We start from the raw sequence: 13,276 nt of genomic DNA, 5'->3' as shown, positions 1-13,276 counted from the left end.
GTCCCTTCAGGGGCGCGCTACCGGAACCGCCGCACCACACTCGGCATCGCGCTGATCACCACGGTCAGCGCGACCGCGACCACAACCCCCTCCCACGGCTGTTCGAACAACGACCCCCCCAAGATCCCGATGACTTGGTACGTGGCCGCCCAGGCCAGACACGCAGGCAGATTCCCCCGAGCGAACCGCCTGGGCGGCCACTCCGCCATCAGACAAGCCAACATCACCGGTATGCGACCGGCAGGCACCAGCCGGGACAGGACCAGTACCGCGACCCCGTGCTCGCCCAACTTCCCCCGCGCCTGCGCGAGCCGTTCCTCCGGCGCCCGGCTCCGGATCGCCTCCAGCCACCGCGACCCGTTCCGTGACCGCATCCCGCGCCGCCCCAGCGAGTACAGCGCCGCATCCCCCAGGAACGCCGCCAGCGACGCCGTCACGAACACCAGGGCCGGCGAGGACGGCGCCGTCTGATGAAGCGCCACGACCGCCGCCGAACTCACCAGCGCCCCGGTCGGCACCACCGGCACCAGCGCCCCGATCAGCACCAGCAGGAACAACGACGGATAGCCCACCGCCTGCTGCGTGGACTCGGTCGTCACGGCTCTCGAGGCATCGGCGAGCCAGGTCACCGCGCGACCTCCAGCCGCACGCTCTCGCCGTGGCCCAGCCTGTGCACCGCCACATCCGGTGCCGCCACGGCCGCCAGCCGCACGAACTCGTCCCCCGGCGCATGGAACTCGTGCGGGCGCACCGCGTCCATCCCGATCGGCCAGTACGTCCCGTAGTGCACCGGCACCGCAGCCCGCGGCGCCAGCCGGGCCAGCGCCCGCGCCGCCCGTCCCGCGTCCAGATGGCCCGCGCCGAGATACGGCCCCCAGCCGCCCACCGGCAGCAGCGCCATGTCCACCGGCCCGACCCGCTCGGCCATCGCGTCGAACAGCCCGGTGTCCCCGGCGAAGTACGTCCGCGCCTCGCCCTCCACGACATAGCCGAGCGCGGGTGAGCGGTGCGGGCCCACCGGCAGCCGCCGCCCGTCGTGCAGTGCCGGAACCACCCGCACCAGCAGTTCACCGATCCGCACCGCGTCCCCGGGCGCCACCTCCATGATCCGCAGCCGGCGCAGGCGGCGCAGACCGGGCACGGCCCGTGGTGCGCCTTGGGGCACGAGCAGGCGCGTGCCGGGGGCGAGCTCCGCAAGCGAGGGCAGATGCAGATGGTCGGCGTGCAGATGCGAGACCAGCACCACGTCCGCGCGGCGGGCCTCGGCCGGCGGTACGGCACCCCGGCGCCGCCGCAGATGCGCCAGCCGGCGGGCGAACAGGGGATCGGTGAGCACCCGTGTGTTCGCATCGCTCACCGTGCAGGTGGCGTGACCCCACCAGGTGATCTCCACCGGCACCCTTTTCGCCTCCTTCACGCGACTCCCCGAAGCCTACGGGCAGGAGTAGGGTCTGCGGCGAAACCCGGAGGTGAGGGGGACGCCATGGGACAGCTGCGGGGTACCTCCGACACACCCGCGCCCGCGCCGGTGCGGGTCATCGCGATCGCCAGCCTGACCCCGCTGGAGGAACTGGAAGCGGACCCGTTCCTCGTCGACTCCCGGAGCCAGCACGCCATGTGCGCCCGCTGGGCCGCCGAACACGGGTACGTCATCGCCCGGGAACTCCTCGTCGGCGGACTGCGCTTCGACCACGGCGCCCTGTGGGACGGCGTCCGGCCCGGCGTGGACGTGTTCGTCGCCCCCAGCCTGCGCGTGCTGAGGCGCGCTCTCTCCTCGGTCGAGGCGTTCACCGCGGAGTGCGCGCGCCGGGGCGTGCGCGTGGAGACCGTCGGACGGGCCGAGCCGTCGTACGACGCGCAGATGAAGGCCCGGGTCCACCGCAGGCTGTCCATGCCGACGGCGGGCTACGACGGCCGCTGACCGCCCACGAGGGCGACCAGCTCGACGAAGACCAGGTCGGGCTCGACGGTGAGCTCCACGACCTCGTCGAGATCCTCGACCTGGCGATCGCCGGTCAGCACGAAGAACCCGCCCGCCAGGAAGGCGCGTTCGGCGATCTCGGCCTGGCACTCCGCGCCGATGCGGCGGGGCTCGCGCAGCCGGTAGCCGTTGAGCTCCACCTCGGCGTCGGCGGGGCGCACGAGTCCGTCGAACCGGTTGCCGGGACGGGCGTTGTGCCGGGCGACCTCCTCCTGGACCCGGAGTCCGATCAGCTCCCGTACGGCCATCCGGTCCGGCAGCCCGGCGACCTCCCACGCGGCGACCGGCTTGCCCGTCGCGGTCTCGTCCCGGAACGTCACGGCGGCCCTCAGGCACCCCTCTTGAGCTGCGTGAGGATGGTCGGGTGCCGCCGCCCGCCACGTGCCGTCGGCTCCCTGGAACTCCCGGATCAGCCGGCGGGCGAGGACGCCGGTGACCGGATGGTCGCGGTAGTGGCGGCACCATTCGTCGTACGGCCACTCGCGCCCCGCCGACATCAGCGCCTCGACGCGTGCCCGCTCGCCGGACAAGGTGCCTCGTACCGACTCGGCCAGGGCATTCAACTCCGCGAGCTCGTCGGGAAATCCGTCCTTCACCTGCGCCGGGGCGGTCCGGGAGGCGCGTCCGTCGGGTCCGGGGACCGACAACGCGATCGGCTCGACGGCGACGGCCCGCGGCAGACCCGTGTGACAAGGTGGAGCGAGGCCGTGGGCGTCGAGCGGGGCGGGACGTGAGATGTGCAGGGGGGTACGAGACGTGCGGTGGCGGCGGGTCGCGAGTCAGGTGGGACGGAGCATCGCCGTATGGGCGGTCTCCACCCTCACCATGCTGGTCCTCGCCGCGCTCCTGCCCGACTTCCAGCTCCAGTCCGCCGACGGTGACAGCGCCACCCGCATCGCCGTCACCGCCGCCTGCGGCGCCGGTGCGTTCGGTGTGCTGTCGGCCGTGGTGTGGCCGCTCCTGGTCCGGCTCCTGCTGCTCGTGCCCGCCCTCGTGCTCGGTCTGCTGGTCTTCTTCCTCAACGGTTCCCTGCTGCTGCTCGCCCTGCGCATCAACCCCTCCGGGCGCGGCGAGGCGGCTCCCGAGACCGCCGTCATCGTGGCCGCGGTGATGTCCGCCGTCGCCTCCGCCACCGGCGCGGCCCTCGCCGTACGCGACGACGAGACCTACCGGCGCCGTCTGCACCGCCTCGCCGCCCGCCGCCGCAGATCCGACCCGCCCTGCCCCACCACCCCGGGCCTGGTCCTCGTCCAGCTCGACGGTGTCGGCCACGACGTGCTGGTGGACGCCGTCCGCAAGGGCCTGATGCCCACGGTCGCGGGCTGGCTGGGCACGGGCGACGGCACACGGCCGGCCGGCGAAGTCCGGAACGCGGACGGCATACCGCCGGCCGGCCACGGCGGCCCCCGGCCCACACACCGCCTGACCCCCTGGCGCACCGACTGGTCCAGCCAGACCGGTGCCAGCCAGCTCGGCATCCTGCACGGCAGCACCTTCGACGTGCCGGCCTTCCGCTGGTACGAGAAGGACCGCGGGGAGGTGATGGTGTGCAACCGGCCGACGAGCGCCGCCGAACTGCAGCGCCGCGCCATACGGCACACCGGCGATGGTGGACTGCTCACCGTCGACGGCGCCAGCCGCGGCAACCTCTTCAGCGGCGGCGCCGGGGAACAGGCGCTGGTCCTGTCCATCGCGGCCCGCCGCCGGAGCCGGGAGAACCGTTCCCGCGCCGGTTACTTCGCCTACTTCTCCGACCCCGCGGGCGCCGTCCGCACCGCCCTGTCCTTCGTCGCCGAGGTGGCCCGTGAGATCGGTCAGTCCACCCGCGCCCGAATCCGGAAGCAGCGTCCCCGGGTGAGCCGCGGCGGGCTCTACCCGCTCGTCCGCGCCTTCGCGACCGTCGTCGAACGGGACGTCGTCGTCGCCGCGGTGATGGGCGACATGCTCGCCGGGCGCACCGCCGTCTACGCCGATCTCGTCGCCTACGACGAGGTCGCCCACCACTCCGGACCGTGCAGCCGGGACGCCGAGAAGGTGCTGCGGCGCCTCGACCGCTCCCTCGCCCTCCTCCAGCGGGTCGCCGAGCACGCACCGCGCCCGTACCGCATGGTCGTCCTGTCCGACCACGGGCAGACCCCCGGCGAGACCTTCCGCTCCCGGTACGGGCTCACCCTCGGCGACCTGGTCCGGGCCGGCTGCGGGCTGCACGTGCCGCGCCGGGCGGAGGGCACGCACAGCGGTGCCGAGGCGCGTGCCGCCGTCCGGGCCGCGCTGCGCCGGCCCGTGGAGGAGAAGGACGAGCAGCAGCGCCCCGTCCGCGGCTCCGAGCCCGTCGTGCTGGCCTCCGGCAACCTCGGCCTGGTCTCCTTCCCGGACGTGCCGCACCGCATGACCAAGGAGGAGATCGACGCCCGCCACCCCGCCCTGCTCACCACCCTCGCCAACCACCCCGGCATCGGCTTCCTGCTGGTGCGCAGCGCGGAGCACGACGGCGTGGTGCTGGGCCCCTACGGCACCGAGATTCCGCTGGCCGAGCTGGACGGGGAACCCGGCCCGCTGGCCCGTTTCGGTCCCGGCGCCGCCGACGCGGTCCGGCGCACGCACTCCTTCCCGCACACCGCCGACATCATGGTGAACTCCGCCTTCGACCCCGCCGACGGCGAGGTCCTCGCCTTCGAGGAGCAGATCGGCTCCCACGGCGGTCTCGGCGGCGCCCAGGCCCACCCGTTCCTGCTCTCGCCGCTGGAGTTGTCCGCGCCCGTGGACGGCGAGGAGGAACTGACCGGCGCCGAGCAGGTGCACCGGGTACTGCGCCGCTGGCTGGGCGAACTGAACGGACCCCAGGTACCGCTCACCGAGGACACCGGCACCGACGAAACCGAGGACACCGGCACCGACGAAACCGAGGACGAGCAGGCCGCCTGAGAACCGGCTGCGCCCGCCCGGCCGGACACCCGCACTGCTCGAGTCGTACACCGCTCGAACTTCGGCGGGTTGCGCCATCCCGCGGGGAAGTCACCTCCCGTTCACGCCGCGTGGCCCGGTCTTCGGAGTGCGATGAGCCCGGATGTGATCGGATAGGAGCACGGAAAACTCCCGTAACGGGATCTCACGTGACGGGACCCGACGCGAAAGGAACCATCGTGGCCACCACGCGCACCGCGCACACCGTCTGGGAAGGCAACCTGCTCCAGGGGCACGGCGTCGTCACGTTCGACTCCTCCGGCATCGGCGAGCAGCCGGTGTCGTGGCCGTCGCGCGCCGAGCAGGCGAACGGCAAGACCAGCCCCGAGGAGCTGATCGCCGCCGCCCACTCCAGCTGCTTCTCCATGGCCCTCTCGCACGGCCTGACCGGCGCCGGCACCCCGCCCACCCGGCTGCAGACCAAGGCCGACGTGACCTTCCAGCCGGGCGAGGGCATCACCGGCATCCACCTCACCGTGCGCGGCGAGGTGCCGGGCCTGGACGCGGAGGGCTTCGCCTCGGCCGCCGAGGACGCCAAGAAGAACTGCCCGGTCAGCCAGGCCCTTGCCGGTACCACCATCACCCTGACGGCCGAGCTGGCCTAACGGCTCGTACGGCGCCTCGATGCCGCGTCCCGGTCCGGGGGCGCGGCATCGCCGTTCCCGGGAACCCGGGCATTGACAGCGTCGCGGGCACGTCCTGTGCTGGGAGTGCGGCAGTCGCCCGGGCGGAAGGGGACGGACCATGGCACGTGCGGTCGGGATCGATCTCGGGACGACGAACTCGGTGGTGGCCGTCCTGGAGGGCGGCGAGCCCACCGTCGTCACCAACGCGGAGGGCGCCCGGACCACGCCGTCCGTGGTGGCGTTCGCGAAGAACGGGGAGGTGCTGGTCGGCGAGGTCGCCAAACGGCAGGCCGTGACCAACGTGGAGCGCACCGCCCGCTCGGTGAAACGGCACATGGGAGACGCTTCCTGGCGTTTTCCGGAGCAGGGCTCCGTCGACGGCACCCGCTTTCGCGCGCAGGAGCTTTCCGCGCGGGTGCTGCAGAAACTGAAGCGGGACGCGGAGGCCTACCTCGGCGAGGACGTCACGGACGCGGTGATCACCGTACCGGCGTACTTCGACGACAGCCAGCGGCAGGCCACCAAGGAGGCCGGCGAGATCGCGGGCCTGAAGGTGCTCCGGATCATCAACGAGCCGACCGCCGCCGCCCTCGCCTACGGCCTGGACCGGGGCGACGAACAGACGGTCCTGGTCTTCGACCTCGGCGGCGGCACCTTCGACGTGTCCCTGCTGGAGATCGGCGACGGCGTCATCGAGGTGAAGGCCACGAACGGCGACACCCGGCTCGGCGGCGACGACTGGGACCAGCGGATCGTCGAGTACCTGGTGAAGCGGTTCAAGGGCGGTCACGGCATCGACCTCGGCGCCGACAAGATGGCGGTGCAGCGGCTGCGGGAGGCCGCCGAGAAGGCCAAGATCGAACTGTCCTCCTCCTCGGAGACGACCATCAACCTGCCCTACATCACCGCCTCCGCCGAGGGCCCGCTGCACCTGGAGGAGAAACTGACGCGCGCTCAGTTCCAGGAGCTGACCGCCGACTTGCTCGACCGCTGCAAGAAGCCCTTCCACCAGGCCGTCCAGGACGCCGGGATCCAGCTGTCCGCGATCGACCACGTCATCCTCGTCGGCGGCTCCACCCGGATGCCCGCCGTCACCGATCTCGTGCGCGAGCTCACCGGCAAGGACCCGCACAAGGGCGTCAACCCCGACGAGGTGGTCGCCGTCGGCGCCGCGCTCCAGGCCGGCGTCCTGCGCGGCGACGTCAAGGACGTCCTCCTCCTGGACGTCACCCCGCTGTCCCTGGGCATCGAGACCAAGGGCGGCATCATGACCAGGCTGATCGAGCGCAACACCACGATCCCGACCCGCCGTTCGGAGATCTTCACCACCGCCACCGACAACCAGCCCTCGGTCGGCATCCAGGTCTACCAGGGCGAACGCGAGATCGCCGCCTACAACAAGAAGCTCGGCGTCTTCGACCTCACCGGGCTGCCGCCCGCCCCGCGCGGCGTCCCGCAGATCGAGGTCGCCTTCGACATCGACGCCAACGGGATCATGCACGTCTCGGCGAAGGACCTGGCGACGGGACGCGAGCAGAAGATGACGGTGACCGGCGGCTCGGCGCTGCCCAAGGAGGACATCGACCGCATGATGCGGGAGGCCGAGCAGTACGCCGAGGAGGACCGGCGGCGCCGCGAGGCCGCCGAGATGCGCAACCAGGCCGAGCAACTCGTCTACCAGACCGAGAAGTTCTTGCGCGACAACCACGATCGGGTGCCCGCCGACACACGCGGCGAGGTCGAGTCGGCCGCGGCGGAGCTGAAGACCCTGCTGGAACGGAACGCCGACACCACCGCCCTGCGCACCGGCGTGGAGAAACTCGCCACCGTCAGCCAGAGGATGGGACAGGCCATGTACGCGGCCGCCTCCTCGGGCGGCCGGGGCGCGCAGGAGGGCGAGCGCACGGCCGACGAGGAGGGGGTGGTCGACGCGGAGATCGTGGACGACGAACCCGGCAGCAAGGGCGGAGCCGCCTGACGCCTGCCCGGCTACGGCTTGTATGCGGTCGGCAGTGTGGCGCATACGGCGTCCAGGACGGCCGCATACGGTGTGCCGTAGACGGTCAGCCGGGTGCGCAGCCGCTCCAAGCCGTCGCGGTGTTCGGTCAGCAGGCTGGTGTCGCCCGTCCGCGCGGTGAACTCCAGCACCGCCGGCAGGAAGTCCGGCAGCTCCTCGCCGCTGAACTCCAGTCCGTGCTCGCGGTACACCTTCTTGAGGCCCTCCAGGGACACTCCGCGCCGCCGGGCGTCCCCGTCGTGCCACCGGTTCAGGTACAGGCTGTGCCGGTTCCCGGCCTCGAAGACCCGCACATAGTGCGTGGCCAGCTCCCGCGCCGGGGTGAGGGCGGCATGGTCGGTGAACGCCCGCAGCTGCGGGGCGGCCTCGCGCAGCAGCGGCAGCCGGGCGATGAGGTCGTCGTCCGGGTAGGTCAGGCAGAGCGCCGCCGCCTGGTACAGCACCGCGTCCGAGGGCATCAGGGCTCCTTCGCATCGGCCGGGTCGGCAGAGGTCCGCCGTCGGCGCAGCCACCCCGTGGTCAGCAACCTAGGGGCGAGCAGGGGAGCGCACCCGTCCACGGACCCGTACGGGTCATCCGGCCGGATGGTCACCCTCCACCCTCCGCGCGCCGCCCGGCCACCCGTACGGGCCGTCCCGGACCGGCGGCGCGGCGTGCGCGGGTCAGCGCTTGACCGCCACCCCCGCGTACACCGGCACGACGCCCTCCGCCTGGGCCGCCACGTCCACCGGTTCGGGACGCCAGCCGTACACCGGGATGACGCCGGGACCGAGCAGTTCCAGGCCGTCGAAGAAGCGGGAGAACTCGGGCAGCGTGCGGGGGTGGAACGGCGTGCCGCTCCTGCGGAACAGCTCGGCCGCTTTGGCCACACCTTCCGGACCGAGGTCCTGGGTGACCTGCGAGAGGATCAGGAAACTGCCCGGCGCGAGCTCGTCGACGTACCGCTTGACCAGCCCGAACACATCGTCCTCCTGGTCACCCAGGTAGTGGGTGAGGGCGACCAGCGACAGTGAGACCGGGCGGCCGAAGTCGAGGGACTCGCGCGCCAGGCCCAGGATGGTGCCGGGATCGCGGACATCGGCGTGCACATAGTCCGTGCCGCCCTCGGCGGAACCCTGCAGCAGCGCCTCCGCGTGCCGCAGCACGATCGGGTCGTTGTCGACGTACACCACCCTGGACTCCGGGGCCACGCCCTGCGCGACCTGGTGCAGGTTGGGTTCGGTCGGGATGCCGGTGCCGATGTCGAGGAACTGCCGTACCCCGGCCTCGGCCGCCGTACGGACGGCCCGGTGCATGAAGCGGCGGTTGGCCCGCGCCCCGCGCAGCACCGTGCCGTCCACGGCGAGGATCTTCCGCGCCAGCTCCTCGTCCACCGGGTAGTTGTCCTTGCCGCCCAGCCACCAGTCGTACACCCGGGCGGGGTGCGGACGGCCGGTGTCGAGCGGCGTCGGCGTGGCATCGCGTGCGGTCATACGGTGGTTTCCCCCAGGAATCGGTCCGGCGTGGCGTCACAGGGTCTCGCGGAACTCCCGCAGCAGGGTCCGGGTGCGCTGGGCCGACGCGGCGCGGGCCGTCATGTGGTCCAGCACCTCCAGATGCGCGGCCACCTCGCGGCGGGAGTCCAGGTAGAGGGCGCCGGTCAGGTACTCGGTGAACACCATGTCCGGCAGCTCCGGCTCGGCGAACCGGAACAGCGTGAAGGGCGCGTACGTCCCTGGATGCGGGCCCGCCGCGAACTCGGCGAGCTGCAGCGTGACCCGGTCCCGCTCGGCGTACTCCAGCAGCTTGTCCAGCTGGTCGCGCATCACCTCGCCGCGCATGCTCACCGGGCGCCGCAGCACCGTCTCGTCCATGATCACCCACAGGTGGGGCGGGTCGTGCCGCTCCAGCAGCCGCTGCCGTTCCATACGCAGCGACACATGCCGCTCCACGGTCTCGGGCGAGGTCTGCCCGATCGTCCCGGCCTCCAGCACCGCCCGCGCGTAGTCCTCGGTCTGCAGCAGACCGGGGACGAAGTGCGGTTCGTAGGAGCGGATGATCCGGGCCGCGCCCTCCAGGCTGACGTACAGACTGAACCAGTCCGGGAGGACGTCGTGGAACCGCTGCCACCAGCCCGGCTGGTTCGCCTCCTCGGCCAGCCGCACGAACGCGGCCGCCTCCTCCTCGGCCACCCCGTAGGTGTCCAGCAGCACCTGCACGTACGGGATCTTCAGCGCGACCTCGGCCATCTCCATCCGCCGTACGGTCGCCGACGCCACCCTGAGGACCCGGGCGGCCTCCTCCCGGCTCAGGCCCGACGCCTCGCGCAGTTCCTGCAACCGTTTACCGAGCACCACCTGTCCCACGGTGGGCGCAGCCCGCCGCTCACTCACGCCACGCCCTCCCCACGCGCCGAAGTACCCGCGCAGTCTGCCATGTGATCCCCTCTCGCACACCGGTCCGAGGGGATCCGGTGGCGGGGAACGATCCCCCCGGCAGCGGTCAACCGACCAGCGTGTGCAGGTACTTGACCGTCGCCGGGTCCGCCGGCAGGAACGTCTCGATGGCGAGTTCGGCGACCGTGACGTCCATCGGCGTGTTGAACGTGGAGATGGACGACACGAACGACAGGACCCGGCCGTCGTGTTCGATGACCATGGGGAGCGCGAAGTACGGGACCGGTTCGGCGGGTTCGGCACCCGGCGCGTCCTCCGGCACCGGGTAGGCGGCCACCTCCTCGTACAGGGCGCGCAGTTGGTCCGAGCGCTGCAGGGCGATCTGCCGCTCCATCTGCGCGAGCAGGTGCCCGCGCCACTCACGCAGATTGCGGATGCGCGGTGCCAGACCCTCCGGATGCAGGGTCAGCCGCATCGCGTTCGGTGCCGCGAGCAGTGACTCCGGCACGCCGTCCAGCAGCATCATGATGCCCCGGTTCGCGGCCACGACCGTGTAGCAGGCGTCGACCACCAGGGCCGGGTAGGGCTCGTAGCCCTGGATGAGGCGTTCCATGCCGTCGCGCAGCGCGTTCAGCGCCGGGTCGTCCAGCGGGGTCTCCGGATAGTGCGGGGCGTAACCGGCCGCCAGCAGCAGCGCGTTGCGCTCGCGCACCGGCACGTCCAGATGTTCGGCGAGCCGCAGCACCATCTCCTCGCTCGGCCGGGACCGGCCGGTCTCGATGAAGCTGATGTGCCGGGCCGAGGAGTCGGCGCGCAGCGCCAGCTCCAGCTGGGAGATCCGGCGCCGCTCCCGCCAGGCGCGCAGCAGCGGGCCGACGCCCTTGTCGGACGGGGTGGCGGAGTAAGTGGCTTTACCGGTCGCGACAATGGTCATGGATACGACCGTAGTCGAGGAGTGCGTGTATGAACGGGCCGTGGGACAGGGACGGCGCGGCGCAGTACCGCGCCAGGGTGCGCGGCTGCCTGCTGGGCGGGGCGATCGGCGATGCGCTGGGCTATCCCGTCGAGTTCGACGCCATCGACCGGATCCGCGCCGCCCACGGCCCCCACGGGGTGACCGACCTGGTGCCCGGGCCGCACGGCGAGGTGGGCCTGATCAGTGACGACACGCAGATGACGCTCTTCACGGCCGAGGCCCTCGTCGAGGCCCACTCCTTCGAGAGGAAGGGGGAACGCCACGACCGCGGAAGAATGGGGGACATCTCCGACCGTTGGCCCGAGATGATGCTCCAGGCGTACGAACGCTGGCTGCACACCCAGTCCCAGCCCGGACCGGTAACCGCGCCGCTGCTGGCCGGCCCTGCGGGCGGCCTGGTCACCGAGCCGTGGCTGTACGCCCGCCGCGCCCCCGGCAACGCCTGCCTGTCCGGCGTCGCCCGGCGGTACACCCCCGACCGGTGGCTGCCTCTCGAGGGCCGGCCGGGCGAGGTCAACCCCGCCTCCAAGGGCTGCGGCGCGGTGATGCGCTCGGCCCCCTTCGGCCTCATCGCCGAGTACGACCACGTAGCCTTCCAGATGGCGGCCCGCGCCGCCCAGATCACCCACGGCCACCCCACCGGCTACTACGCGGCCGGCACGCTGGCCGCGATCGTCGCCAATCTCGTCGCCGGGGACTCCATGGAGGGCGCGGTCCTGCGTGCGATGCGGCTGCTGGCCCGCTACCCGGGCCACGAGGAGACGACCGAGGTCCTGGAGCGCGCCGTCACCGAGGCCGGGGACGTCTCGGTGGCGCCGCCGGAGCGTGTCGAGCGGCTCGGCGCGGGCTGGGTGGCCGAGGAGGCGCTGGCCATAGCCGTCTTCTGCGCGCTGTATCCGGGCCGCGTCGAGACCAAGCTGCTGATGGCGGTCAACCACTCCGGCGACAGCGACTCCACCGGCGCCATCTGCGGAAACCTCCTCGGCGCGCAGTACGGCGACCATGCCCTGCCGCACGAGTGGGTCCAGCGGGTGGAGGGCCGGGCCAGGATCGCCGTGCTCGCCGACGACCTCGGCGCGGTGCGGGTCCGCGGGTGGCTCTTCGGGCCGGCGTGATCGACCGGAGCCGAGCCGGTACGGCTGTGGCACGCTGGGAGTCCGTGCCGCATCATCGGGAAGGACCGAGGCCATGGCCGTCGAACCGCTGTCGCAGAAGGAGATCGAGGACCGGCTCGCCGAGCTGCCCGGCTGGTCGGTCGACGACACCGGCCGGCTCACCCGCTCCTACCGCCTCGGCTCGCACGTCGCGGCGGCGGCGCTGGTCATGCACATCGCCGCCGTCCAGGACGAACTGGACCACCACTCCGACCTCACCCTCGGCTACAACACCGTGTCCCTCAGCGTCCACACACACAGCGCGGGCGGCGCACTCACCGCGAACGACTTCGCGCTCGCCCGCAGGGTGGAGGACATCGCCCCAGGTCACCACGCACACTGAGGGGCGTGCTCGACTACGACAAGGAAGCCGGCGCCTATGACGCCTCCCGTGGCGGCGAGGCCCGCGCCGCGGCGGCCACCGAGGCGGTGCTCGGCCTGATCCCCGAGGGGCCGGGCCGGCTCCTCGACGTGGCCTGCGGCACGGGCATCGTCACCCGCCGGCTGGCCGCCGGCCGCCCCGCGCTGCGGGTGACGGGCGCCGACCTCACCGCCGCCATGGTGCGCAGGGCGGGCGCGCGGCTGCCGGGCGCGATCGTACGGGCCGACAGCCGCCGGCTGCCGTTTCGCACCGGCACCTTCCACGCCGTCACCAGCATCTGGCTGCTGCACCTGCTGCCGGACGCCGAGGACGTCCACCGCATCGTCGCCGAGTGTGCCCGGGTGCTGCGGCCCGGCGGGGTCTACGTCACCACCGTCGACAAGGCCGCGGCGCACGACGTCGGCAGTGACATCGACGCCGTCCTCGCCTCCCGTCCGCGCCACCCCGCCCGGGACGCCGCGGCCACCGTCACCGCGCACGCCGTCCGGCACGGGCTCCGGCCGGCCGGCAGCGCCGTGTTCCCGGGCGTCGGCCAGGGCCGCAGCCCCCGCACCACCATCGCCGACCTGCGCCGCGGCTGGTTCACCCAGCTGCCACCCGGCGAGCCGCGCACCGAGGAGTTCGCCGCGCGCCTGTCCCGCCTCCCGGACCAGGACCGCCCGCGCCCGGACCCGGTGTTCGCGGTGCGCGCGTTCCGGAAGGCGGAGGCGGGCTGACGGCGAAATCTTCGCCGTGGGAGTGCCGGGGGCGTACCTCAGCGGTACACCCCCGGCGGTTCAGCCCGGACAGAAGAGGCGCGGT

The 13,276-nt window shown here is 72.7% G+C and carries 14 protein-coding genes; 7 read left to right on the top strand and 7 right to left on the bottom strand.

What is annotated here, in order from left to right; translation table 11 throughout:
• Positions 1-17: 17 nt before the first annotated feature.
• Positions 18-629: a DedA family protein gene (locus FB563_RS01190; protein ID WP_142218402.1), complete on the bottom strand. Its 612-nt coding sequence runs from the start codon at positions 627-629 to the stop codon at positions 18-20.
• Positions 626-1,399, bottom strand: a complete 774-nt coding sequence (locus FB563_RS01185) for an MBL fold metallo-hydrolase (RefSeq protein ID WP_055709924.1) — start codon at positions 1,397-1,399, stop codon at positions 626-628. The genes FB563_RS01190 and FB563_RS01185 overlap by 4 nt, the downstream gene beginning before the upstream one ends.
• An 84-nt stretch (positions 1,400-1,483) precedes the next feature.
• Between FB563_RS01185 and FB563_RS01180 the strand changes: the two genes are divergently transcribed.
• Positions 1,484-1,921 carry a hypothetical protein gene (locus FB563_RS01180; RefSeq protein ID WP_055709925.1) on the top strand — a complete coding sequence of 146 codons (438 nt, stop codon included), beginning with the start codon at positions 1,484-1,486 and terminating at the stop codon, positions 1,919-1,921.
• Here FB563_RS01180 and FB563_RS01175 read toward each other — a convergent pair.
• Positions 1,906-2,628: a DUF4132 domain-containing protein gene (locus FB563_RS01175; protein WP_079049099.1), complete on the bottom strand. Its 723-nt coding sequence runs from the start codon at positions 2,626-2,628 to the stop codon at positions 1,906-1,908. The genes FB563_RS01180 and FB563_RS01175 overlap by 16 nt on opposite strands.
• A gap of 88 nt (positions 2,629-2,716) precedes the next feature.
• Here FB563_RS01175 and FB563_RS01170 point away from each other — a divergent pair, with 88 nt between their 5' ends.
• The 3 genes from FB563_RS01170 (at position 2,717) to dnaK (ending at position 7,549) form a co-directional block, all read left to right on the top strand.
• Entirely contained in the window at positions 2,717-4,906 is a 2,190-nt protein-coding gene (locus tag FB563_RS01170; protein ID WP_079049100.1) for a phage holin family protein, read from the top strand.
• 218 nt (positions 4,907-5,124) lie between these two features.
• Positions 5,125-5,550, top strand: a complete 426-nt coding sequence (locus FB563_RS01165) for an OsmC family protein (RefSeq protein WP_055709926.1) — start codon at positions 5,125-5,127, stop codon at positions 5,548-5,550.
• Between the two features lie 139 nt (positions 5,551-5,689).
• Positions 5,690-7,549 carry a molecular chaperone DnaK gene (dnaK, locus tag FB563_RS01160; protein ID WP_055709927.1) on the top strand — a complete coding sequence of 620 codons (1,860 nt, stop codon included), beginning with the start codon at positions 5,690-5,692 and terminating at the stop codon, positions 7,547-7,549.
• An 11-nt stretch (positions 7,550-7,560) separates the two neighbouring features.
• On the opposite strand, the gene narJ is transcribed toward dnaK, so the two are convergent.
• The 4 genes from narJ to FB563_RS01140 all read right to left on the bottom strand — a co-directional run bounded on the left by narJ (position 7,561) and on the right by FB563_RS01140 (position 10,897).
• Positions 7,561-8,046: a nitrate reductase molybdenum cofactor assembly chaperone gene (gene narJ / locus FB563_RS01155; RefSeq protein WP_142218401.1), complete on the bottom strand. Its 486-nt coding sequence runs from the start codon at positions 8,044-8,046 to the stop codon at positions 7,561-7,563.
• A gap of 204 nt (positions 8,047-8,250) precedes the next feature.
• Positions 8,251-9,060 carry an SAM-dependent methyltransferase gene (locus tag FB563_RS01150; RefSeq protein ID WP_055706247.1) on the bottom strand — a complete coding sequence of 270 codons (810 nt, stop codon included), beginning with the start codon at positions 9,058-9,060 and terminating at the stop codon, positions 8,251-8,253.
• A 36-nt stretch (positions 9,061-9,096) separates the two neighbouring features.
• A complete protein-coding gene (locus FB563_RS01145; RefSeq protein WP_079048769.1) occupies positions 9,097-9,960 on the bottom strand; it encodes a helix-turn-helix domain-containing protein in 864 nt (287 codons plus the stop codon).
• Positions 9,961-10,069: 109 nt separating this feature from the next.
• Positions 10,070-10,897 (bottom strand): helix-turn-helix domain-containing protein, encoded by an 828-nt coding sequence (locus tag FB563_RS01140; protein WP_055706245.1) that lies wholly within the window; start codon positions 10,895-10,897, stop codon positions 10,070-10,072.
• A gap of 29 nt (positions 10,898-10,926) precedes the next feature.
• On the opposite strand from FB563_RS01140, the gene FB563_RS01135 reads away from it, so the two are divergent.
• The 3 genes from FB563_RS01135 to FB563_RS01125 all read left to right on the top strand — a co-directional run bounded on the left by FB563_RS01135 (position 10,927) and on the right by FB563_RS01125 (position 13,191).
• Positions 10,927-12,054 (top strand): ADP-ribosylglycohydrolase family protein, encoded by a 1,128-nt coding sequence (locus FB563_RS01135; protein ID WP_055706244.1) that lies wholly within the window; start codon positions 10,927-10,929, stop codon positions 12,052-12,054.
• Between the two features lie 73 nt (positions 12,055-12,127).
• Positions 12,128-12,436, top strand: a complete 309-nt coding sequence (locus tag FB563_RS01130; RefSeq protein ID WP_055706243.1) for a 4a-hydroxytetrahydrobiopterin dehydratase — start codon at positions 12,128-12,130, stop codon at positions 12,434-12,436.
• Between the two features lie 5 nt (positions 12,437-12,441).
• On the top strand, positions 12,442-13,191 hold the full coding sequence (locus FB563_RS01125; RefSeq protein WP_055706242.1) for a class I SAM-dependent methyltransferase: 750 nt from the start codon (positions 12,442-12,444) through the stop codon (positions 13,189-13,191).
• Positions 13,192-13,276 lie beyond the last annotated feature (85 nt).

The sequence above is a fragment of the Streptomyces puniciscabiei genome (genome assembly GCF_006715785.1).
Lineage (GTDB): Bacteria > Actinomycetota > Actinomycetes > Streptomycetales > Streptomycetaceae > Streptomyces > Streptomyces puniciscabiei.
This window is presented reverse-complemented; position numbering and strand designations above follow the sequence as displayed.